This window comes from Thiohalorhabdus sp. Cl-TMA (assembly GCF_041821045.1).
GTDB classification, from domain to species: Bacteria; Pseudomonadota; Gammaproteobacteria; order Thiohalorhabdales; family Thiohalorhabdaceae; genus Thiohalorhabdus; species Thiohalorhabdus methylotropha.
Map to the genome: position 1 here is coordinate 78,130 of NZ_JBGUAW010000005.1, position 23,306 is coordinate 101,435.

15 protein-coding genes and 1 pseudogene are annotated in these 23,306 nt (G+C 66.9%); 7 read left to right on the forward strand and 9 right to left on the reverse strand.

What is annotated here, in order from left to right; all coding sequences use genetic code 11:
* Positions 1-4: 4 nt before the first annotated feature.
* The 7 genes from ACERLL_RS08205 to ACERLL_RS08235 form a co-directional block, all read right to left on the reverse strand.
* Entirely contained in the window at positions 5-220 is a 216-nt protein-coding gene (locus ACERLL_RS08205) for a lipopolysaccharide assembly protein LapA domain-containing protein (RefSeq protein WP_373655594.1), read from the reverse strand.
* A 235-nt stretch (positions 221-455) separates the two neighbouring features.
* A complete protein-coding gene (locus tag ACERLL_RS08210) occupies positions 456-1,373 on the reverse strand; it encodes a DMT family transporter (RefSeq protein WP_373655595.1) in 918 nt (305 codons plus the stop codon).
* Positions 1,363-2,217: a carboxylating nicotinate-nucleotide diphosphorylase gene (gene nadC / locus ACERLL_RS08215; protein WP_373655596.1), complete on the reverse strand. Its 855-nt coding sequence runs from the start codon at positions 2,215-2,217 to the stop codon at positions 1,363-1,365. Before nadC ends, ACERLL_RS08210 begins: the two co-directional genes overlap by 11 nt.
* Positions 2,218-2,355: 138 nt before the next feature.
* Entirely contained in the window at positions 2,356-5,265 is a 2,910-nt protein-coding gene (locus ACERLL_RS08220; RefSeq protein WP_373655790.1) for a valine--tRNA ligase, read from the reverse strand.
* A 177-nt stretch (positions 5,266-5,442) separates the two neighbouring features.
* Positions 5,443-6,495, reverse strand: a complete 1,053-nt coding sequence (locus tag ACERLL_RS08225) for a prolipoprotein diacylglyceryl transferase (protein ID WP_373655597.1) — start codon at positions 6,493-6,495, stop codon at positions 5,443-5,445.
* Positions 6,496-6,562: 67 nt separating this feature from the next.
* A complete protein-coding gene (locus ACERLL_RS08230) occupies positions 6,563-7,003 on the reverse strand; it encodes a DNA polymerase III subunit chi (RefSeq protein WP_373655598.1) in 441 nt (146 codons plus the stop codon).
* A complete protein-coding gene (locus ACERLL_RS08235) occupies positions 7,000-8,490 on the reverse strand; it encodes a leucyl aminopeptidase (protein WP_373655599.1) in 1,491 nt (496 codons plus the stop codon). The genes ACERLL_RS08230 and ACERLL_RS08235 overlap by 4 nt, the downstream gene beginning before the upstream one ends.
* 325 nt (positions 8,491-8,815) lie before the next feature.
* On the opposite strand from ACERLL_RS08235, the gene lptF reads away from it, so the two are divergent.
* Both lptF and lptG read left to right on the forward strand, forming a co-directional pair.
* Positions 8,816-9,952, forward strand: a complete 1,137-nt coding sequence (gene lptF, locus ACERLL_RS08240; RefSeq protein WP_373655600.1) for an LPS export ABC transporter permease LptF — start codon at positions 8,816-8,818, stop codon at positions 9,950-9,952.
* On the forward strand, positions 9,949-11,016 hold the full coding sequence (gene lptG / locus ACERLL_RS08245) for an LPS export ABC transporter permease LptG (protein WP_373655601.1): 1,068 nt from the start codon (positions 9,949-9,951) through the stop codon (positions 11,014-11,016). Before lptF ends, lptG begins: the two co-directional genes overlap by 4 nt.
* Here lptG and ACERLL_RS08250 read toward each other — a convergent pair.
* Positions 11,001-11,468 carry an RDD family protein gene (locus ACERLL_RS08250; RefSeq protein ID WP_373655602.1) on the reverse strand — a complete coding sequence of 156 codons (468 nt, stop codon included), beginning with the start codon at positions 11,466-11,468 and terminating at the stop codon, positions 11,001-11,003. The genes lptG and ACERLL_RS08250 overlap by 16 nt on opposite strands.
* Positions 11,469-11,525: 57 nt before the next feature.
* Between ACERLL_RS08250 and ACERLL_RS08255 the strand changes: the two genes are divergently transcribed.
* The 3 genes from ACERLL_RS08255 (at position 11,526) to ACERLL_RS08265 (ending at position 17,143) form a co-directional block, all read left to right on the forward strand.
* A complete protein-coding gene (locus tag ACERLL_RS08255) occupies positions 11,526-11,936 on the forward strand; it encodes a metallopeptidase family protein (protein WP_373655603.1) in 411 nt (136 codons plus the stop codon).
* Positions 11,937-12,101: 165 nt separating this feature from the next.
* Positions 12,102-15,683, forward strand: coding sequence for a chromosome segregation protein SMC (smc, locus tag ACERLL_RS08260; protein WP_373655604.1), 3,582 nt, complete (start codon positions 12,102-12,104; stop codon positions 15,681-15,683).
* A 560-nt stretch (positions 15,684-16,243) separates the two neighbouring features.
* Positions 16,244-17,143, forward strand: a complete 900-nt coding sequence (locus ACERLL_RS08265; protein WP_373655605.1) for a transglutaminase-like domain-containing protein — start codon at positions 16,244-16,246, stop codon at positions 17,141-17,143.
* Positions 17,144-17,364: 221 nt separating this feature from the next.
* Here ACERLL_RS08265 and ACERLL_RS08270 read toward each other — a convergent pair.
* Positions 17,365-18,464: pseudogene (locus ACERLL_RS08270) on the reverse strand (IS5 family transposase).
* Between the two features lie 138 nt (positions 18,465-18,602).
* Between ACERLL_RS08270 and ACERLL_RS08275 the strand changes: the two are divergent.
* Together ACERLL_RS08275 and ACERLL_RS08280 are read left to right on the forward strand one after the other, a co-directional pair.
* The gene (locus ACERLL_RS08275) at positions 18,603-19,154 is read left to right on the forward strand and encodes a hypothetical protein (protein ID WP_373655606.1); all 552 of its coding nucleotides are present in this window, start codon (positions 18,603-18,605) and stop codon (positions 19,152-19,154) included.
* Between the two features lie 225 nt (positions 19,155-19,379).
* Positions 19,380-23,297, forward strand: coding sequence for an Ig domain-containing protein (locus tag ACERLL_RS08280; protein ID WP_373655607.1), 3,918 nt, complete (start codon positions 19,380-19,382; stop codon positions 23,295-23,297).
* Positions 23,298-23,306 lie beyond the last annotated feature (9 nt).

Genomic DNA, 23,306 nt, shown 5'->3' on the forward strand with positions numbered 1-23,306 from the left:
CCGCCTAGAGCCTGTGCCGCTTGCGGTTCCTGTGGGCCATCTGGGCGCGGCCCAGCCAGCCGATCAGCATCCCCACCAGCAGCACGATCAGGACCAGAAGCCCCCGGGAGAGCGTGAACTTCCAGACCAGGAAGTTGATGTCGACGATGGTCGTGTTCTGCAGGACGAAGATCAGCACGAGGATCAGCAGGACAAGGGCAAGCAGCAGCTTGTAGTACATGTCGTGCCTCTGGTGGCCGTGTTGCGTGGTCCGGAGAGCGGTCCGCGGGGAAACCGTTTCCGCAATGGTGTATCACCGAGGGGCTCGGGGAATCCATCCAACGGGTCTCCGGCGGAGCCGTGGGACACTGGTGACGTCCGGGACGGCGCCTACCGTTGTCCGGTGCCGGGAGCTTGTCGGAGGACCGGAAGAGCGTCAAGCCGGGGAAGGAGGCTCTCGGAGCCGGCGGCCGGCTTCAGCCGGCCGCCCGCCTGCGATCCGCCAGGGTGACAAGCACCAGTCCCGAGAGGATCAGGGCCAGGCCGCCGGTGTTGGTGAATGTGAGGGGCTCGCCGAGAGCCAGGGCCGAAACCGCCAGACCGAAGGCGGGGACGCCGAGCGTACCCAGGGAGGTGGTGATGGCCGGCAAGGACCGGTTGACCGTGATGATGGCCCAGAAGCAGAAAGCGGTGGCCAGGGGCCCGTTGTAGAACAGGAAGGCGCCGAGGGGCCAGCTCCAGTCGATGGGGCGGCTCCCTTCCACGATGAGCGCCGTCGGGACCAGGATCGCGGCTGCGATGGCGAGCTGCCAGGGCATCAGGGAGAGCGGCGAGCCGTCCCAGCGGTGGCCGCGGATGCGCAGCATCAGGGCGGCCCACAGAAAGGCGGCCAGCAGCAGAAGCCCGTTGCCCACCAGCACCTCCGGCTTCCCCCAATCGAAGCCGAAGGGATTGAACAGCACGCCCACCCCGGCCAGCCCCAGGCCAAGGCCGGCGGCCTTCATGCGGCCGATATGCTCGCCCAGGAGCAGCACCGCGCCGGGTGTGACCCACAGCGGCGTGGTGTAGGCGAGGATGGCGGAGCGGCCGGCCGGCACGTATTGCAGGGCCGTGATGACCAGCGCCGTAAAGCCCGCCATCTGCATGAGCGCCACCATGACCACCAGCCGCCAGTCGTTGGCGGTGGGCCAGCGCAACGCCCCGGTGGCCCAGGCCAAGGGAAACATGATGGCCACGCCCATGACCATGCGCGCCGCAGCGAAGGTGAGCGGCGGCATGTAGGTGAGCGCCATCTTCATGACCGGCCAGTTGGCGCCCCAGATCAGGATCACCAGGGCCAGCAGGCCCAGGGAGGCGGCGCCCGAGCGTGGCCGCGAGGCGGCCTCAGCCTCCATGGGTATCCCGGAAGCGCATGGACAGGTCGAGGCTCACCAGATCCCGGGTCAGGGCCCCGGAGCTGATGGCGTGGACGCCGGTTTCGGCTACCTCGCGGGCGTTGGTCGGGCCGATGTTGCCGCTGGCCTCCAGGAAGCAGCCCTCGCGGTTGCTCTCCACCGCGGCGCGCAGGTCCGCCGGGGAGAAGTTGTCCAGCAGCACCGCGTCCGCGCCGGCGCGCAGGGCGGCGCGGAATTCCTCCAGGCTTTCTACCTCCACCTGCACGCCCACGGTATGCGGCGCCGATTCGCGGGCGGCCCGGACGGCCGGCTCCAGGCCCCCCGCCCAGGCTAGATGGTTCTCCTTGAGCAGAATGCCGTCGAACAGGCCGTGCCGGTGGTTGTGGCCGCCGCCCACGCGGACCGCGTATTTCTGCGCGCTGCGCAGCCCGGGCAGGGTCTTGCGGGTATCCAGGATCCGCGCGCCGGTGCCGGATACGGCCGCCACCAGCTCCGCGGTTGCGGTGGCCGTACCGGAAAGGGTCTGCAGGAAGTTCAGCGCCGTGCGCTCGCCGGTAAGCAGGGGGCCCGCCGTTCCGCGCAGGGTGGCGATCTGTCCGTCCGCTTCCAGACGCTCGCCTTCCCGGGTGTGCCAGCGGATGACGATTCGGGCATCCAGCTGGGCGAATGCGGCTTCCACGAAGGGGCGCCCGCACAGCAAGCCCGCTTCCCGGGCGATGATGGTGGCCTCCACCTCCCGATCGGCGGGGACGGCGGCGGTGCTCAGGTCGCCGGGGCCGATATCCTCGGCGAGGGCGCGGGCGACGTTGTCATGGACGACGGCCTGCGGAAGCGGAATGGGCATGGCGGGAACCTCGGAAAATGGTTGCCCGTGCCATGGCGGCCGGAAGGGCCGCCACGACGGGCCGGTAACGGCTTCGGTTGCTTGCCGGAAGGGGAGCGCGCGCTTCGCGGCCCGCGCGGCCACTCCCTGCGGTGCCGCTCACGCCCGCAGGGAGGCGAGGCGCTGCCGCTGGTCCCGGAGCTGTTGCTGCCGGTCCCCGAGCTCGGTGAGCTTCTCCCGCTCCTTGGCCACGACATCGGCCGGGGCCTTGTCGCGGAAGCTGGGGTTATCGAGCTTCTTGCGGCTGCGCTCCAGGTCCGCATCCACCTTCTCCAGCTCCTTGTCCAGGCGCTGGATCTCCGCTTCCACGTCGATGAGCCCCTCCAGCGGCACCAGGATCTGGAGGTCGCCGACGAGGCCGGTGGCCGACTGCGGCGGCTCTTCACCCTCCGGGACCCAGTCCAGGGATTCCGGGCGCGCCAGGGCGTCGATCAGGGCGCGCTGGTCGCGGACCCGCGCCCGGTCATCATCGCCGCCGCCGCGCAGCAGCAGGGGAATGGCCCGGTTCGGATTGATGTTCATCTCGCCCCGGATGGAGCGCACCGCGCCCACGAATCCTTCCAGCCATTCGAATTCGGCCTCGGCCTCGGAGTCCATGCGCCCTTCGTCGGCCTCCGGATAGGGCTGCCGCATGATGGTGGCCCCTTCCTTGTCGGCCAGGGGCGCAACCTTCTGCCAGATCTCCTCGGTGATGAAGGGCATGAAGGGGTGCAGCAGGCGCAGGCTGGCTTCGAGCACGCGGATCATGGTGCGTCGGGCGCTCTCGGCGGCGGTCTGCTCCCCGCTGTTCAGCGCCGGCTTCACCAGCTCCAGGTACCAGTCGCAGTAGCTGTGCCAGATGAAGTCGTAGGCCGCGTGGGCGGCGTCGTTGAAGCGGTAGGCCTCCATGGCCTCGACCACCTCCGCCTCCGTGCGCTGCAGCTGGGAGATGATCCAGCGGTCCGCCCAGCGCAGCTCGGTGTCCGCGGCGGGCGGCTCGGAGACGTGCATGAGGTTGAAGCGGGCGGCGTTCCAGAGCTTGGTGCAGAAGTTGCGGTAGCCCTCGATTCGGCCCAGGTCGAACTTGATGTCGCGGCCCATGGTGGCCAGGGAGGCGAAGGTGAAGCGCAGGGCGTCGGCGCCGAAGGGCGGTATTCCCTCGGGGAACTCCTTGCGGGTCATCTTCTCCACGGCCTTGGCCTTGGCCGGCTGCATCATGGCGCTGGTGCGCTTCTCCACCAGCGCCTCCAGGTCGATGCCGTCGATGAGGTCCAGGGGGTCGAGGACGTTGCCCTTGGACTTGCTCATCTTGTTGCCCTCGGAGTCGCGCACCAGGCCGTGCACGTACACCTCCCTGAAAGGCACGTCGCCCATGAACTTGCACCCCATCATGATCATGCGGGCCACCCAGAAGAAGATGATGTCGAAGCCGGTGACCAGCACCGAGGTGGGGTAGAAGGTGGCCAGCTCCCTGGTGTCCGCGGGCCAGCCCAGGGTAGAGAAGGGCCACAGGGCGGAGGAGAACCAGGTGTCCAGGACGTCCGGATCCTGGATCAGGAGGGTGCTGCCGCAGTGGGGGCACTGGCTGGGCGTTTGCTCGCCGTCGCCGGGAACGATGGGGGTGGCCTCCGAGCCCACGCTGACGTGCTCGATCTGGTCGAGGACGGTGGCCAGGTCGAACTCGTGGTATTTGAGCCAGGCCGGGGAGGCGGGCCCCACTTTGACGCCGTCGAGCTCCAGGTCGTGGGCGGCCAGCTTGAGGTGATTCTCGTCGCATTCGGCGCAGTACCAGACCGGCACCCGGTGGCCCCACCAGATCTGGCGGCTGATGCACCAGTCCTCCAGGTTGCGCATCCACTCGAAGTAGGTCTTGGCCCAGTTCTCCGGGACGAAGCGGATGTCGCCGTTCTCCACCGCCTCGATGGCCGGTTCGGCGAGCGGGTCCACCTTTACGAACCACTGGTCGGTGAGGAAGGGCTCGATGACCGTGCCGGAGCGGTCGCCGCGGGGCACCATGAGGGTGTGCTCCTCCACGGCTTCCAGGAGGCCCCGGGTCTCCAGGTCCGCCACGACCCGCTCGCGGGCCTCGTAGCGGTCCAGGCCCTGGTAGGCGGGCGGGGCGTTTTGGTTGATGCGGGCGTCGTCAGTGAGGATGTTGAGCTGCGGCAAGTCGTGGCGCCGGCCCATCTCGTAGTCGTTGAAGTCGTGGGCCGGGGTGATCTTGACGCAGCCGCTGCCGAACTCGGGGTCCACGTATTCGTCGGCGATGACGGGGATCTCCCGCTCGGCCAGGGGCAGCAGGATGGTCTTGCCGATGAGGTGCGTGTAGCGCTCATCCTCGGGGTGCACCGCAACCGCCTGGTCGCCGAGCATGGTCTCGGGGCGGGTGGTGGCCACGATCACGTGCCCGGAGCCGTCGGAAAGCGGATAGCGGAAGTGCCAGAGGTGGCCGGCTTCCTCCTCCGACTCCACCTCCAGGTCGGAGATGGCGGTGTGGAGCACCGGGTCCCAGTTCACGAGGCGCTGGCCGCGGTAGATGAGACCTTCCCGGAACAGGCGCACGAACACCTCGTTCACCGCCTGCGACAGGCCGGCGTCCATGGTGAATCGCTCGCGCGACCAGTCGGCGCTGGCGCCCATGCGGCGGAGCTGCTGGCTGATGACGTTGCCGGACGTCTCTTTCCATTCCCAGACCCGGTCCATGAAGGCCTGCCGTCCCAGGTCATGCCGGGTTCGGCCCTCCTGCTCCAGCTGACGCTCCACCACCATCTGGGTGGCGATGCCGGCGTGGTCGGAGCCGGGCTGCCACAGGGTGCGGTGGCCCCGCATGCGGTGGTACCGGGTCAGGGCATCCATGAGCGTGTCCTGGAAGGCGTGTCCCATATGGAGGGTGCCCGTGACGTTGGGCGGCGGGATCATGATGGCGAAGGGCGGGGCGTCCGCCTCCATGTCGGGACTGAAGTAGCCGTTCGCCTCCCAGTGGGCGTACCACCGGGTCTCCACGTCCTCGGGATCGTAAGTCTTGGGCAGGGAATCGGATGGCTGCGTCATGAAATCCTCGTCTGGGCACCCGCACCGATGCGTCGTGGCGATTCCGGGGAAGGGCTGGAGCGGCCGCGAACCCCGGCGGGAAAAACCAAAAAACCCCCCGACCCAGCGGATCAAGGGGCTCGGAAGGCGATGTGGCGGAGGGCGGGTCGGGCCCGGTCACTCCCCCTTCTTGATGCGCTCGATCTCCGCCTCGGCCAGCTCGCGGAGCAGCTCGGGCAGCCGCTCTTCCAGGTATCCTTGCAGAGCTTCCCGGATTTTGGGCTCGAGGGCGGCCGCCAAGGCGGAATCCAGGTCGGCGGTGGCCTTGGCCACCTGCTCACTGACGGTCTCCTGGACGGTGCTTCTCAGAGCCTCCTCGTCCACCTCCGGCGCCGCGGCGGGGGCGGGCTGTTCCGAGGGCGCCGGCTCCGTGGTTTCGGTCGCCTCCTCCGCCGTGTCCTCTTCCTGCTGAACGGCATGCTCCGGGGCCGGCTCGGGGCCGGGGACCGCGGATGGCTCCGGGACCGCTGGGGCGGCTTCCTCGGCTGCGGCAGGCGCCGGGTCGGGCTCGAAATCGGAGGCTTCCGGCGCTGGCTCCTGCGTTTCGGGCTCGGAGGCTTCGGGCCCGGACTCCGGGGCGGGCGCGGCTTCCGGCTCGGGGGCCGGCTCAGCATGGGAGGCGGTCGCCTCCTCGGGCGGCTCCGGTGCGGGGCCGTTCTCCTCCCCGCCGGCGGGGGCGGCGGAGTCTTCCTCAGGCTCCGCGCCTTCCAGGATGTCCCGCTCGGCCTCCTCGCGCTCCCAACGGCCGAACAGGGCGTCGAACTCGGAGGCCTCCGCGGGAATGCCGGCGGTCTCGTCCTCGTCGAGGTTGAAATCGTCTACCGCGAAGTGCCCGGGCACCTCGGCGGTTTCCGCTCCCGTTTCCGGGGTGTCGGATTCTGGGGTGCCGGATGTCGGGGGACTGGATTCCGCGGTACTATCGGAATCGTTGTCCGTGGTGCTTCCCTCCTCGACCACCTCGGTCAGGAGCAGCTCGTCGTCGGAGGAAGGGCCCGCCTGATCGCCGGGCTCCGAGCTGCCCGCCTGGCTCGCGGCCTCCGTCTCCTCCTGATCCTCTTCGAGGATGTTGCGGAGACTGGTCAGGATCTCGTCCATGCTCACATCCGAGCCGTTGCCCTGGGGGCTCAGGCTTTCGGAGGAAGCGGATTGGTTGCGCTCTTGTTCCGCCATGCTTGGTCCCTTGGCGCCGCGGTCCGGGAAATTGGCCGTTCAGTATCGGGTCGGCTCGTGCCGCCTGTCAATTGACGCGCAAATCGTGGGTGTGGAGCTCGTAGCCGGCCTGCCGGTACTCGCTGTATCGCCGCCGGGCCGCATCCCGTCCGGCCTGTTCCGTGGGAACGAACTCCGCCACCCGCTGGAATCCGGAGAGGCAATCCGGCGGCGGCGGACTGACGCAGACCAGAACCTCGGCATCGCCGCTTTCGGCGCAGTCCCGGGACAGGACCACGGGCTCGGGAGCCGCCGCGTCGAGGCGCTCCCGGCGCGCATGGGGCACGAAGCTGCCGGCCCGATAGGTCCACAGGCGGTTATCCAGGTCATCGAGAAGGGCCTCGGAAGCCGCGAACAGCAGTACTCGGTACCCGGATCCGTAGGCCTTGCCCGCCACCATGCAGGCAGCCTGCAGGACGGCGGTTTCCCCGTCCCCTTGGATGCGGAAGAAATCCACCCGCGGGCTCATCCAGTCGCGCGCTCCACCAGGTACTGGCTGATCATGCGCACGGGATGGCCGGTGGCGGTCTTGTTGTCACCGCTCTTCCAGGCCACGCCGGCGATATCCACGTGGGCCCACTCGTAATCTTCGGTGAACCGGGACAGGAAGCAGCCGGCGGTGATGGTTCCGGCCTCGCGGCCGCCCACGTTCTTCATGTCGGCGAAATTGCTCTTGAGCTGTTCCTGGTAGTCGTCCCAGAGGGGCAGCTGCCAGCCCCGCTCCCCGGACTCGTCCCCGGCGTCCATGAGCTCGCGTACCAGCCGGTCGTTGTTGCCCATCAGGCCGGCGGCGTTCTTGCCGAGCGCCACCACACAGGCGCCGGTGAGCGTGGCCATGTCGATCACCACCCGGGGGTCGTAGCGCTGGATCCAGCTCAGGGCGTCCGCGAGTACCAAGCGGCCCTCGGCGTCGGTGTTGATGACCTCGATGGTCTGCCCCGACATGGAGGTCAAAATGTCGCCGGGCCGGTAGGCGTTGGCGTCCGGCAGGTTCTCCGCCGCGGCGGCCACGCCCACCACGTTGATGGGGAGCTGCAGCTCGGCCACGGCGCGCATGATACCGAATACTCCCGCGGCGCCGCACATATCATACTTCATCTCGTCCATGGCCGCCGCCGGCTTGATGGAGATGCCGCCCGAATCGAAGGAGATGCCCTTGCCCACCAGTACGTAGGGCTTGTCGCCCTTGGCACCGCCCTGGTACTCCATGGCCATCAGCCGGGGCGGGTTCACAGAGCCCTGACCCACGGCCAGGAAGGCACCCATTCCTTGCTCTTGCATCTGCTTCTCGTCCAGCACGGTCAGGCCCAGGTTCCACTCGTTGGCGAGGGCCTCTGCCTGCTCGGCCATGTAGACCGGGGTGGCCACATTGGGCGGCTGGTTGGCAAGGTCCCGGGCGAGCGTCACCCCGTTGGCGTAGGCGAGCCCCCGGTCCACGGCGGCCTGCCCCTCGCGGAGGTCGCTTCGGCGGGGGACACAGAAGGTCAGACGACGCAGCGGTCGGCGGGGCTTTTCCGTCTTGGACTTGTACTGGTCGAAGCGGTAGAGGGCCAGGGCTCCGGATTCCGTGGCGGCGCGTACCTTCCACTCGATCTCCCGGCCCTTGACGTGGAGCTCGGGGAAATAGACCACCGCCTCCATGGAGCCGGTGCCGTCCAGGTGCTTGACCAGCGACTCCACCGTTTCCCGGTAGCGCTTGTCGTCCAGGTCCCGTTCTTTGCCCATGCCCACGAGCAGGACGCGATCCGGTAGGATATTGGGCAGGTTGTGCAGCATCAGGAACTGCCCCTGGCGTCCTTCCAGGTCTCCGCGGCGAAGCAGCTTGGTCAGGTAGCCGTCGGTGGCCCGGTCGATGTCGCGGGCCGCCGGGGATAAGCGCCGGGGCTCGAAAACGCCTACCACCACGCATGCAGTTCGCTGTTTTTCGGGGCTTCCGCTCTTAATGAAGACTTCCATCGCCTGGCTCCTCCGCTGGCCCGGAAGGAAGGCAAGGAGTTTCCTTTCCCGCCTCCGGGTAGGACGGGACTTTTGGGGGAAAATTGGGGATTCAGTTTATCTTTCCGTAGCATCGCGGTAAAGCCCGGCTTTTTTAAATTCTGTTCAGTAATCCGACGGGTCGCCCCTTGAATCTAGCCGAGCATCCATTTTCAGTCCTTCGCCCTAAGCTCCTAAGGGCTATTCCCAGGCACTTTTCTTCCGGTTCGCCGGAGAGCAAGGGGCCTGGGAATCAAGGTAATGGGAAGGGCGGGGCGCGGAAAAAGAGCAGCCGGGGAGGGCTTTCGTGAAGGTCCTGCATCGCTATGTCGGGCTGGAGGTCATCGGGCGCGCCTTCCTGATCCTGGCCCTCGTCACCCTCCTGATGCTGCTGGCCAAAGGGCTGGAATTCCTCAAGGACATGGCCCAGGGCGAGCTGCCTGGGGAGGCGGTGGTGGCGCTGCTGGGCCTGGCGGTACCCAAGATCCTCAGCCTGGCCCTGCCGCTGGCGCTTTTCTTCGGCCTGCTGACCACCATCTCCCGGCTCTGCATGGACAGCGAGATGGATGCACTCGGCGCCGCCGGCGTGGGGCTCTACAATCTATTGCCGATGGTGGCGGTGATCGCCGCGGCGGGCGCCGTGCTGGAAACCGGACTCACCCTGTGGGCGGAGCCGGCGGGACAGGCGAAGCTGGAGCGGGCTACGGCCGATTTCCAGCGCCAGGCCCTCACCAGCCTGGTTCGGCCCCAGGAGTTCAACGAGTTTCCGGGCGGCCGGGTGCTGTATTTCGATCACCGTGGCCGGAACGGCCACATGCGCCCGGTCTTCTTCTACGATTCCGGATCGGAGCCGGCCGCCACGGTGACCGCCGAGAAGGGGGAGCTGCGCCAGAACAAGGAGGGTCAGGTGGAGGCGGTGTTCCATGACGGCGTCCGCTTTCAGGCCAGTTTCGCGGGTGAGCAATACGGGAGGCTCATGCATTTCGAGCGCTACCGGGTGCGGAAATCACTCGGGGAGGTGGAGAGTGGGGAGCTGGGCCGGGAGGCCCTGCCCACCCCTAGACTGATCGCCGCTTCCTGGGGGCGGAAGGAGGCGGGCAAGTTCCGCACGGAGCTTTATCGTCGGCTGGCCCTGCCGCTCAGCTTGCCGATTCTCATGCTCCTGGCGCTTCCCCTGGGGATGGAGAACCGTCGGCAGGGCCGCTCTTTCGGGGTTCTTTGGGGGGCCCTTCTGGTGCTCGCCTACCACAACGGCCTGATCGTGGTGGAGGAATGGGCGGGACGCGGGGCGGTGCCTCCCCACTGGCTGTTATGGGCCATGCCGGTGCCCGCACTGCTGCTCGCCGCCTACTTCCTGCGTCAGCGCGTCCATTCCAAGCCCATTCTGCCCCACCCCCGCGCGGGACGCCGGGGCGGCAGGCGGGCAGGGGCCCCGCAGTCGTGAAGACCGTAGACCGTTTCCTGATCGGCGGCTTTTTCGCCCGCTCAGCGCTCATGCTGTTCCTCCTGACCGGGATCTACCTGCTTTCGGAGACCCTGAACTACAGCGGTAAGCTGGGCGAGGGCGGCTTCGGCTTCGTGGAGCTGCTGTTCTATCTGGCCATGCGGGTGCCCGGCATCCTCGTGGAGATGGCGCCGTTCGGCGCCCTCCTGGGCACCCTGGTGCTCCTGGGCGAGCTGGCTCGCCATGCCGAGCTTACCGCCTTGCGGGCGGGTGGCATGAGCCTGCCCCGGGTGGCCCGGCCGCTGCTGCTGGGCGGGCTGGTGGTAACCGCCCTTACCTTCATCCTGAACGACAGCGTGGCGGGTCAGCTCAGCTATATCGCCGACCGTTACCTCGAGCAGCAGGTCAAGGGACGGCAGCAGGGCCGCTGGCTTCCCGGGGGCGGGATCTGGTTCCAGGACGGCCAGTGGGTGGTCTCCGCCACGCGGGTGGCGAGCTCCGGAAGCGAGCTGCGCGGCGTTCGGCTCTTCCGCCGCGGCGAGTCGGGTATGCTGCGGGAGATGGTGGAGGCCGAGCGCATGGTGTACGAAGGGGGTGGTTGGCGGCTCCGGAAGGTCCAGGGCATTTCCACCGAAGAGCTGGTCCCCCGCGAGGAGCGGGATCTGGCGGTACCTTTCCGCATCCAGCCCTCGGTGCTCGCCGACCTCGGCAAGAGTCCGGAGCGCATGTCCTTCGCCCGGCTCTGGGACTATGTGGGCAAGCTGAAGGACCAGGGACAGCCGGTGCGGGGGCTTGCCTTCAGCCTGTGGCAGAAGGTCACCATGCCGCTGGCCTGCATGATCATGGTGCTGGTGGCGGCTCCTTTCGTGACGCTGAATTCGCGGGGCGGCGGGAGGGTGGGTCGTCTGCTCGCCGGCATCGCCCTGGGATTCGCCTTCCACGCCAGCAACGTGCTTACGGGCCAGCTCAGCACCGCCGGCTCCCTACCGCCGGCGGCGGCCGCTTGGCTGCCCATCCTGGTGTTCGGCACCGCAGGCGGCGTGCTGCTCTATCGGGCGCGCTGAGGCGCTTTCGCGACGCGCTCCAGGTGCGTGGCCGAGATCCGGTCGTGCCAGGCGCGACCCCGGGGATCCGCCAGGGACCACCAGAATCCCAGGCCGACGGGAAGCCAGGAGAGCAGGGCCGAAATGGTGCGGATGAAGGCTGCTCGCGGCGAAACGGGGGCGCCGTCGTCGCTTACCAGGCGGATCCGCCACGAGCGCATGCCGATAGTCTGGCCGCCCCGGGACCAGGAAAGCAGGAAATAGCCCAGCGGCAGGACCGCCGATGCGGTTAGCAGGAGGGCTCGCCCGGCGGGACCGGGGCCGTGCAGATCGCTGGTGGCGCCCCCCATGAGCAGCGTGAACAGAATGCCCGCTCCGAGCACGATGGCTGCGCAGACCAGGGCATCGTAGAGTGCCGCCGCCAGGCGGCGCAGCAGGGAAACGCGGGGCTCGGGGCGGGACGCGGGGGCCATGACTCCTCCGGGAGTGGGCGGGATTCCGTAATCGGGACAAGGAGTCTACCATCCGGGATGGTCGAAAAGGGCAGTGACATGGACTGGTTCGCGGAGCAGGTGGAAGCTGCCATCGGCGAGCTTCCCCCCGAGCTCCGCGCGGCCGTGGAGAACGTGGCCATCCTCGTGGAAGAGGAAGCCGACCGGGAAACGTGCCGGGAGATAGCGCTCGGCCATCCGCTGGAGCTGTTGGGCCTGTACCGGGGACTGCCGCTTCCTTATCGGGGCAGCCACTACGCCGGAGCCGAGCCCGACCAGGTCTTCCTCTACCGCCGGGCCATTCTCCTCTATTCCCGGGACAACGCCCTGGAGGTGGCCGACTGCATTCGCAATACCCTGATCCACGAGCTCGGCCATTACCTCGGCTTCGACGACGAGGAGCTGCATCGCATCGAATACGGGGAGCCGCCGGAAGAAGGGGAGGATTGAGGCGCAGGGCGTGCCCCGTCCGTGCCCGCCTTTCGGCGGTAGCCTCGGCGGGCAATGTTCGCTGCATCCGGTAACGCGGCCCATGGGCGTATGGCCGGCTGAAGGAAGCCCCAACGGGGCCGGCATGCGCAATCCGTATCCGAAAAGGGAGGACCGTCCCCGCTCATGAAGCTGCGGCGCATCAAGCTTTCCGGCTTCAAGTCCTTCGTGGACCCCACCACCATTCCCCTGCCGTCCCGCATCACCTCGGTGGTGGGGCCCAACGGCTGCGGGAAGTCCAACATCGTCGACGCGGTGCGCTGGGTGCTCGGCGAAGGCTCCGCCAAGCACCTGCGCGGCGGCCACATGACCGATTTCATCTTCAACGGCTCCGACAACCGCGCCCCGGTGAGCCGGGCGGTGGCGGAGCTGGTCTTCGATAACCGCGAGGGGACCATGGGCGGCCCCTACGCCGCCTACGACGAGATCAGCGTCAAGCGGGCGGTGGATCGGGACGGCAATTCCGAGTACTACCTGAACGGCAGCCGCTGCCGGCGCAAGGACATCACCGACCTGTTCCTGGGCACGGGGCTGGGTCCGCGGGCCTACGCCATCATCGAGCAGGGCATGATCGCCCGGACCGTGGAGGCCCGCCCCGAGGACCGCCGTTTCATGCTCGAGGAGGCGGCGGGCGTGACGCGCTACAAGGAGCGGCGCAAGGAGACGGTCCGCCGCATCGAGCAGACCCGCGAGAACCTGGACCGCGTGGAGGATCTGCGCGGCGAGCTGGGGGATCGCCTGGAGAAGCTCGGCGAGCAGGCGGAGGTGGCCAAGAAGTACAAGGCGCTCAAGCAGGAGCAGCGCGAGGTTGACCACCAGCTGCTGGGCGCGCGCTACCGCGACCAGCAGCGGGCCCTGGAGACCAAGCAGGGCGAGGTGCGCCACCTGGAGACGGAGCTGGAGGCGGCCCGCCGCAAGGTTACGGAGGCCGAAGGCGAGGTTGAGCGCCAGCGGCTGGCCTACGAGGAGGCCAGCGAGGCGGTGAACGAGGCCCAGGGCCGCTATTACGCCCGTGAATCGGAGATCGCCGCCCTGGAGCGCGAGCAGGAGCACGCCCGGCGCGAGCAGCAGCGCCTGGAGGAGGAGCGGGACGCCGCCGCCGCGGAGATCGCCGAGCTGGAGGAGCGCCTCGCCGAGCACCAGACCCGGATCGAGGATTCCGCCGGCGAGCAGGAGGGGCTCAACGAGGAAGTGGAGCGCCTCGTCGAGCGCCATGAGCAGGCGTCGGAGGCCCTGGAGGCGGCCCGGGAGCGGCAGCGCACCGCCGAAGAGACCGAGCAGCAGGCCCGGGAGGCGGTGCAGGAGCCCGCCCGGGAAGCGAGTCTCCAGGAAGAGCGCATGCAGCAGGCGGAACGTCGCCTGGAGGCCGTCTCGGAGCGCCGGGCCGCGCGCGAGCGGGAGCTGGCCGAGCTGGAGTCCCGAGCGGCCGAGGTGGATACCGAGAGCGCTGCCAGCGAACGTGAGGCCACCGAGGAGCGCCGCGATGCCCTCCGGGAGCGCGTGGAGGCGGCCGAAACGGCCCTGCGGGACCGGGAGCGGGAGCGCGACGAGGTGGCCGAGGCGGTGAGCGAGGAACGCCACCAGCGCGAGCGGACCGCCGCGCAGCTGGAATCGCTGCGGGCCCTGGAGCGCCGCGGCGAGGATCTCGATGCGGCCGCCCGAGAGCTGCTCGAGCGGGTGAATCACGACCGCGATCAGCTGCTCGGGGGCCGCTTGCGCGTGGCGCCGGGCTGGGAAACCGCGGTGGAAGAGGTGCTGGCGGAGCGTCTCAATGCCCTGGTGGCGCAGGGCGCCGAATGGGACGACCTGCTGGGCTGGATGCGCGAGCGGGAGGGCGGGCGCTTCCCGGCGGTGCGTCCAAGCGAAGGCCGGGATAGCGCCTCCGGGGCCGTCGGCTCCCTCATGGAGCTGGTGGGGTGTGTGCCCGAGCTGCGCCCGGTGGTGGCGGAGTGGCTGGCCGGTGTCCATGCCGCCGACGATCTGGATACTGCCCTGGAGCAGGCGAGTACGCTGGATGCCGGGGAATACTTCGTCACACCGGCCGGCGACCGGGTGGGCCGCGACTGGGTGGTGGTGCACCGTGGCGAGAGCGACGCCAGCACCTCCTGGCTGCAGCGGCGCCGGGAGATCGAGGGCCTGGAGGAGCGGCTGGCCGGCGAGGAGGCCCGCACCACGGAGGCCGAGGAGCGGCTGGAGGAGGCCCGGGGTGCTTACGAGGGTGCCCGCGAGCACCTGGAAAGCGCCCGTGCCGAGCTCCAGGAGGCCGAGGAGACTGTGCGAGCGGCCCGGGACGCCGAAAGCCGCCAACAAGCCGAGGCCGACCGCCTGGCCGAGCGCGATGGGCACCTGCGCAGCGAGCTGAAGCAGCTGGCCGAGGAAGCGGAGAACGAGCGGCTGGCCAAGGAGGAGGCCGCCGAATCGGCGGCCGCGGCCCGGGAGCGCGAGCGCGAGCTGGGCGGCTCCCTGGAGCAGTACCAGCGGGAGCGCAGCGAGGCCCAGGCGGCCGCCGCCGAAGCGGAGACCCGGGAGCGGGAAGCCCGCGAGGAGCTTGGTCAGGCCCGGTCCCGCCTACAGAGCCTGGAGGCGGCCCGCGCCGAGGCGGAGCGCCATACCCAGTGGGCCACCGAGGAGCTGGAAAAGCGCCGCCAGCGCCACCGGGAGCTGGAGGAGCGCCTGGCGGAGCGCGGCGAGCCCACCGAGGATGTCCGCGAGCGCTTGCAGGCCGCCCTGGAAGCGCGCACCGAGGCGGAGCAGGAGCTCGGCGAGCGCCGCAAGGCTGCCGAGGAGGTCCAGGCGGCGCTGAGCGAAGCGCAGCAGCGCCGCACCGAGGCCGAGGCGGAGGTGGAGAGCCGCCGGACCGCGCTTGAGGAGGAGCGCCAGAACCTCAACAAGGCCGAGGTGCGGCTGGAGGAGGTGGAATCCCGTATCCAGGAGGCGGGCACCACGCCCCGGGAATGCCTGGCCTACCTCGCCGACGACGCGGATGCCAAGGCCTTGGAGCGGCGCCGGGGCGAGCTGCAGAAAAGCATCGACGCCCTGGGAACCGTCAACCTGGCCGCCATCGAGGAATTCGAAGAGGTGAGCCAGCGCAAGACGCACCTGGACGAGCAGGCCGCGGACCTGGAGGAGGCCCTGGGGACCCTGGAATCGGCGATCCAGCGCATCGACGCGGAGACCCGCAACCTCTTCCGGGAAACCTTCGAGGCCGTGGACGCCAATTTCCGGAGCCTGTTCCCCCGGTTGTTCGGCGGGGGCCGGGCCTATCTCGCCATGACCGATACCCGATCCAGCCGGGGCGGAGAGGAATCCGAGGCGGAGGAATCGGAGGCCGAGGCGGATCCCCTCTATGCCGGCATCGACGTCATGGCGCAGCCTCCGGGGAAGAAGGTGCGCTCCATCAACCTGCTATCCGGCGGGGAGAAGGCACTCACCGCCGTTGCCCTCACCTTCGCCATGTTCCAGCTTAACCCCGCGCCTTTCTGCGTGCTCGACGAGGTGGACGCGCCCCTGGACGACGCCAACGTGGGCCGCTACGGGGAGCTCCTGCAGGAGATGGCGGAGAGCACCCAGTTCATCGTCATCTCCCACAACAAGATCACCATGCAGGCCTCGGACCAGCTGGTGGGCGTCACCATGGCCGAGCCGGGGGTGAGCCGGATGGTGTCCGTTTCGGTGGAAGAGGGCGCCGAATTGGTGGAGGGGGGTTGATACCCTATACCCTTCCTGTATAGCCCCACGGCTATCCAGGATCCAAAGGGTGCTCCCCTTTTACCCTCAAATCACTATCCCGTAGGAGCGGCGTCCTCGCCGCAATGGCCTTCCCAAAAAAATCGCACCTCAAGAAACCCTCTGTCTCCCAACCTTAAGCACCCACTCCCGGGCATTTTTGATCCAAAAGATTGTTTGACAGGCATTTATCCCCCGTGGCAGGAAATACGCCAAAGGGGGTAGGACAAATATGTCTACACGTTTCTGGACATTCCAGAAGCGGCTGGATGCCGCCGGCTGCCAGCGCCATATTCCTGGATCTGGCAAAAAGCCACGGGGCAAATGTCCGCTTCGGATTGCCCGTTGCTCACAACTTGTCCGCGCTATCAGCGGGCTGATCCCTCCCGGTGGGCCTGGAACCTGCTTCGGATCCCACTATCCGTCTGCACCTGCACTCCCCGAATCCCATGCAGCCCTTACTCCTGGGCTGAATTCCTTTCCCGGGCCGATCCGTCGAGCAAACCCCCTCGGTTTGACCCGGCTGCTGCCGAAACTCCCGCATGAATAGACGGGCATTCGGCATCCTTGCACTACTGGCCATCCTGGGGACGTCCGGGGTCGGGCTGTATGTCCTGGGACTGTCCGGGCTGGCCCAACCGGGCTACCCCCTTGAGCGCACCATCCGTTACGGGTTCACCGTCGAGAACACCAAATCCCGTCCCCTGGAAGTGGCGCGGTTCCGCACTTATGCACCCGTCAAACTGACGCCCACCCAGAAGCTGGTCGGTCTGGAAGCCTCACATCCCTACAAGGTGAAAACGGATTCCCTGGGCAACCGAATCCTGCGCTTCAGGCTTAAGGATATTCCGCCCAATGGCCAGGTAATTGTCCGCATTACGGTCCATTTGCGGTTATCGGAAAAGCCCAACCGGATGGAAAAGCTCGCAGGGCGTGAGGATCTCCTAAAGCCCTCGCCTCTGGCTCCCGCTGATCATCCTCGGTTAATGAAGTTGGCACAAAGGCTGGCCGGGTCCAGTTCGATTGAAACCCTTCGCGGCACCCAGCGATGGGCGGTGAACAACATTGCCTACCAGGGCTACCTCGCTGAAGACCGGGGCGCCCTGTACGCGCTCGACCAGGGAACTGGAGATTGCACCGAGGCAATGAGCTTGGTTCTGGCGTTGCTTCGGGCCAATGAGATACCAGCACTCGGCGTTGCCGGGTTCCCCACTACCCAAAGCCAGGTCCTGCACCCTGAGGGCTTCCACAACTGGGCCATGGTTTGGCCTGGCAAGAGCTTCTGGATAACAGACCCGGTTAACGAACGCTTGGAAGAAGGCATCCCCGGCTACATAGCCTTCCGTCTCCTATTACCCGGCGAGACCCGGAGCCCGGGGTTTACCACCCAATCCTTCTACCAGACCGAGCAGGATTCGGTCGCCATTCGCATGACCGATTGAGCCATGGTTTATCCCTCGCACTGCCATACCACCAGTATCCGGATCACGCCATTAACAGGACGATGAAAAACGGGCCTCCATCGGCCCCATTGCCCCTTTGAAGGCCGAAAAAGCGTTCAAAGGGGGCAGGAATCCTGCTTTTTACCTCCGGCGACCGGGCGTTTCCGCCCCGTCACCGGGGGGTCTGCCTGGGGGCTCGACACACGGGCCCCGGGCCGGCCTCAGGCCGGATCCGGCGCCATCAGCTTGCGCAGCCGGATCAGGTTGTAGGCCACCGCATGGAGGTTGAACCAGCCCGCCAGGGCCTTGGTGCCTCTGAGCATGGGGCGGCGGAGCAAGCCGGCAGCCTTGCTCCAGCCGAAGGGCTCCTCCACGCGCTTGCGGAGCTTCTGGCTGGCGGCATAGCCGGAATGTCGGGTGGTCCGGGCATCGATGGCCGAGCGCCGATTGGTGTTGTTCTGCGCCACGTGGGGCGTGGCGTTGAATTCCCGGCGCAGGGTCTCGACGAAATCCCGGGCGTCATACCCCCGGTCCGCGGCCACGGTGATGCGGTGGCGACCGGGGATGCGCTCCAGCATGGCCAGGGCAGCCGCGCGCTCGGCGGTGCCGCTGGCCTCGGTTAGTTCGGTGGCCACCACCAGGCCATGGCGGTTCTCGACGGCGATGGGCAGCCGATGTAGGCCAGCCGGGCCGGCTGGCCGGGCGCCTTCTTGTAGAGCTTGGCGCCCGGGTCCGTGGTGGAGCGATGGGTCTCGTTGGTGCGGCGCTCGCCCCGGAAGTTGCGGGTTGTATTGCGGCCGCCGCCGGAACCGCTGTCGTCCTCGTCGTCGGTGTCCACGGGCTGGAAGCTCTTCATGGAAGCCCAGCTCTCCACCAGGGTGCCGTCGACGCTGAAGTGGTCCGTGGACAGCAGATTCTGATCCCGGGCGGGCGCCAGTACCGCCTGCAGCAGCTCCTGGGACAGCTCGGCATCGAGGAGCCGGTCCCGGTTCTTGGAAAAGGTGGAGGGGTTCCAGACCGGATCGTCGATGCCGAGGCCCACGAACCACCGGAACAGCAGGTTGTACTGAAGCTGTTCCATCAGCAGCTTCTCGCTGCGGACGGAATACAGGATCTGGAGCAGGGAGGCCCGGAGCAGCCGCTCCGGCGGGATCGAGGGGCGCCCCTCTCCGGCGTAGAGGGCATCCAACCGCTCGGAGAGGCGCTCCAAAGCATCGTCCACCATCCGGCGAATGGGACGGAGCGGATGGTCCGCGGGAATCCGGTCTTCCAGAGAAACGTAGCTGAACAGGTTGTCCTGCGGATCCTCGATGCCCCGCACGCCGGGCCTCCTTCAGGTTTGTGGGTACGGCGGCATGGTGCCAAAACCGGAGTTTTTCATCAGCCTGTTAGGGGCAGTCACCATTAAATTTGATTTGACCGCCGCGGCAATAGGGCAGGATGTGGGGGAATAAGAGGTATGTCGTTGGATACTTTTTCAAAAAGTAACCTGGATGTGCAGGAGGATAAAACCTGGGGGCCAAGTGGGTTTATGGCCTGGATTAATTGGGCGTTCCCTGTTCCTATGCTTGGATTTGTTGTGGCTGTTAGTGATTTGGTGGATACTTTTATAATTTTTATAGAAAACCCAAGCCTGCAGGAATTTGGGAAATTTTCTTTTTTGTTATTTGGATCTTTTCTTTTTATTTATATGCTTTTGTCTGCTTTTGTTAGAGCGCTAGAGGGAATGTGGGTCGCAAGAAAGCTTATTAAGGATGGAGAGGAGGTTTGGGTTATAAGGTACTTTTTCCCTTTATATTATATAAATATTAATGATGTAGATTGTATTGAAGAATTTCGGATTGCCTCCTGGCGTTATTATTTTACTTTGTTAAGTGGATATGAATTCACGGGCAACAGGAGAAATTATAAGATTTCATTAAAGGATGGCAGGTATTTCCTTTTGAATGGAATATGTTTTGATCCTTATGAGTTTTTTAAAAAAGGTGGTGGAGGCAAGGGAAGTCTGTAGAAGGTGTATTCCGGGGATGCCTCACTTAATTCCCGCTATCCGGGATCGGAGCTTGGTCCATGGCTAGATTGGCCCGGGTGGTTGCGGATGGATTCCCGCATCCCGCACCACATCTGCCGCCGGTAGCCCGATAAGTGGAGCGGATTTCCCGGTCTGGTCTTGTAATTTTTGATCGGTTTGGACGGTTTTTAGCTTTTCGGTCAGTTTCCCGGGGTAGGGGGGTTGATGATTCCCAAAACGGTAGCCATTTCGCTTGCTTGCTTTCTGGGCCTCCTCGCCCAGATGGGTAATGCCCAAGCCCAGGAATCCCTCTGCGCCCAGGTCAAGATCCAGATCGAGCAGGAACTGACCTTGGAGCGCCAGGGCTTCGATGCGCACATGCGCATCAAGAATGGCTTGGACACCGATCCCCTGGAGAACGTGGCCGTCACCGTCCGCTTCACCGATAAGGACGGCAACGGGGTGGTGGCTACCTCCGATCCCGACGACGAAGACGCCACCTTCTTCCTCCGTACCGCCTCCATGGACGGCATCGACGCCGTGGACGGCTCGGGAACGGTCATGCCGTCCTCCGCCGCCGACATCCACTGGCGCATCATTCCCTCGCCCGGAGCGGCGGGGCAGGTGAGCGGCGGCAAGCTGTACTTCGTCGGCGCCACCCTGGCGTACGACCTTGCCGGCGAGCACCACGAGACGGACGTCGCCCCCGACTCCATCACCGTCCGGCCCCTGCCTCTGCTGTCCCTGGACTACTTCCTCAAGCGCCAGGTCTACGCCGACGACCCCTTCACCGACGAAAAGGAGCCAGCGCGGCCGTTTACCCTGGGCGTGCGCATCCGCAACAACGGCAACGGTCCGGCCGGGGATGTCAGCATCGACTCCGCCCAGCCCGAGATCGTTGCCAGCGAACAGGGCCTGGACATCAGCTTCCGCATCCTGGAGAGCTTTGTGCAGGCCCAGCCGGCCAAGCCCAGCCTGCTGCTGAATTTCGGCACCATCGACGCCGGGGCGGCCAAGGTGGGCCGCTGGCGCATGGTCACCGACCTCTCCGGGCGCTTCACCAATTTCTCAGCCTCCTTCAGTCACGCCGATGAGCTGGGCGGCGCCGCCACCTCCATCATCGACACCATCGACACCCATCTGCTGGTGCGCGACGTGCGCGTGGCCCAGCCCGGCCGCGACCGGGTGCGCGACTTCCTGGCCCGGGATGGCGACTTTCTCAAGGTCTTCGAGTCCAACGGCAACGACAACGAGGTGACCGACCTCTCCGCCGATACCGCCATCGAGCGGACTCAAACGGACGGCGACATCGCCCACCACCGACTGACCTTCCCCGCCCAGCCCGGGTTCGTCTATGCCCGGGTGGACGATCCCTATCTGGGCGAAAAGGCCATCAAGGCGGTCTACCGCTCCGACGGCAAGAAGATCAGCGCCCGCAACGCCTGGCTGTCCCAGAGGCGCAACGATAGCCAGGGCTGGAACTACCACCTCAACCTGTTCGACGCCAACACCACCGGCACCTACACCGTGATCATGAAGGCCCCCGACCGGGAGCCGGTTGCGCCCAAGATCGTCCCCATTCCCGACCAGGTCACGGTGGAAACCGAGCCGTTGGCCTTCACCGTGCAGGCCGCCGACGCCAACGGCGATCCCATCACCCTGGCCGCCGCCAGTCTGCCCGCCGGGGCCAGCTTCACCGACCACGGCGACGGCACCGGCACCTTCGAATGGCCCCCGGTCCAGGGGCAGAAGGGCGACTACGCCATCCGGTTCCAGGCCTCCGACGGCAATCTCACCAGCTCCCTCTCCGTGGGCGTCACGGTGCGCTGGATCCACGACCGCGACGGCGACGGCATGAAGGACGACTGGGAGATGGAGCACTTCGGCACCCTCGACCGCGACGGCACGGGAGATTACGACAACGACGGGATCTCCGACCTCGAGGAATACAAGCGCGGCATGGATCCCACCCGGCCGCCCGGGCCCAGCGAGCCCGTGCCGGAGGCCCCGGCCGACGGCGGCGAGGCGGCCAGCCTGACCCCCGCGCTGACGCTGACCAACGCCGAGCATTCCGACCTCTACGAGGTCACCTACGAATTCGAGGTCTACGCCGACGCCGGCATGACCGAGCGCGTCGCTCACGGGCTGGATATCCCCGAGACCCCCGACACCACCGCCTGGACCGTGGACCCGGCCCTGGCCGACAACACCTGGTACCACTGGCGGGCGCGCGCGGCCGGGGCCGGGCAGAAGAGCGAGTGGGTCACCGGCGCCTTCTTCGTCAACACCGCCAACGAGGCTCCCGTCGCCCCGGCCATCAGCCGCCCGGGCGACAACGTGTTCGTTGACACCTTCACCCCGGTGCTGGAGGTGACCAACAGCACTGATGTGGACGAGGATGCCGTGGCCTACGACTTTGGCGTCTACCGTGATGTCGCCCTCACCGACGAGGTGGTCGCTACCACGGGTATCGCCGAAGGCGCCCAGGGCACCACCCGCTGGACCGTGCCCACCGAGCTCGCCGAGAACACCTGGTACCACTGGCGGGCCACCGCCGTGGACGAGCACGGTCTGGCCACCGACGGCCCGGCAGGGCGCTTCTTCGTCAACACCCGCAACGACGCCCCGACCCAGCCCGTCCTGTCGGCCCCTGCTGACGGCGCGGAGATCCCCGCCCTGAGTGCCGGCCTGACGGTGACCAACGCCACCGATCCCGAGGCCGAGCCGGTCAGCTACGTCTTCCAGCTCGACCGCGTCGCCACCTTCGACACCCCCGACCGGCGCGAATCCGGCGAGCTTACCGAAGGCGCCGGGGAGACCACCGCCTGGGCGGTGGACGGCCTGGCCGACAACACTGAGTACTTCTGGCGGGCCAAGGCCACCGACGGCCGCGCCGACAGTGCCTGGGTCGGCGGCAGCTTCTTCGTCAACCGCTTCAACGACGCCCCTACCACGCCCACCGCCGCGAACCCGGGGCAGGGCGCCTGGATGGGGACGCTGCAGCCCACCCTGGCCGTGAACCCCGCCTCCGACGTGGACCGCGACGCCCTGCATTACGAGTTCGAGGTCTACGCCCCGGGCGACGAAGGCGCAATGGGTCGTAGGGTGGCCGCCGGGCAGTCGGATAACGAGAGCTGGACCGTATCCTCCGAGATGGCCGAGAGCGGCTGGTTCTACTGGCGGGCCCGGGCCGTGGACGAGCACGGCAAGGCCTCCGGGTGGATGAACCTGGTGGTCTTCTACGCCGACGCCGACGGCCTCAACGATCCGCCGGTGCTGCGTATGGATCGGGTGGTCTACCGCCTGCCCCCGACCCTGTGGCGGGTCTGGGATCGGCTCCGTGACGAAGACGAGGGCGACCACGACCGCCGCTTCGGCCGCGTGCACTGGGACCGGGACCACTCCGGCCGCGATGACGGCATGGATGACAGGACCCGCGGCCGGAGCCATTGGCGCGATGCTCCCTCCCGCGCCCTAATCCACTGGTACGACCGCGACCCCGACAGCAGGGCCGATATCACTCTGCAGTACGATCGGGATCGCAACGGTACCGGCCGCACAGTGATTGCCCGGAATCTGAAAGAGGATCCGGATGGCCGCGAAGACTGGCACATCTGGGACCTCTCCGGACTGGGCGCCGGCGTTTACTACCCGCATGCGGTTATTACCGACGGTAATTCTCGGGAGACCGTCTATGCCCCCAATGCCGTGGTCATCGGCGACGGCGGCGGCCAGCCCCATATCCGGATGCGCGCCCCGCGCGGGGAACGGGAAAAGAAGCCGGGTGAGCGCCTGATTATCCGGTGGCGGGACCTAGATGCCGATAGCAATGCCCGGATCGAACTGGCTTATCGGTCCATGGGTAGTGACGAAGGAGAGACGGTGATCGCCAGCGGCATTCCCGAGGACCGTGACCATCGTGGTGACCTCCATATGTGGCGCATCCCCGACATGGAGCCGGGGAAATACCGCATAGTCGCCCGTATCTATGACGGAACGTGGCAGGTAACCGATGTGGCACCCGGTTACTTGAAAGTGGAGGAAAAGGAAGAAGACCCCGGTTCCCACTGGCCGTGGTGGTGGAGCCGGGACGACGATGGGGAGGATGAGGAAGGAGGTCGGTTCGGCTGGTTGTCGGACTGAAGGTAACGG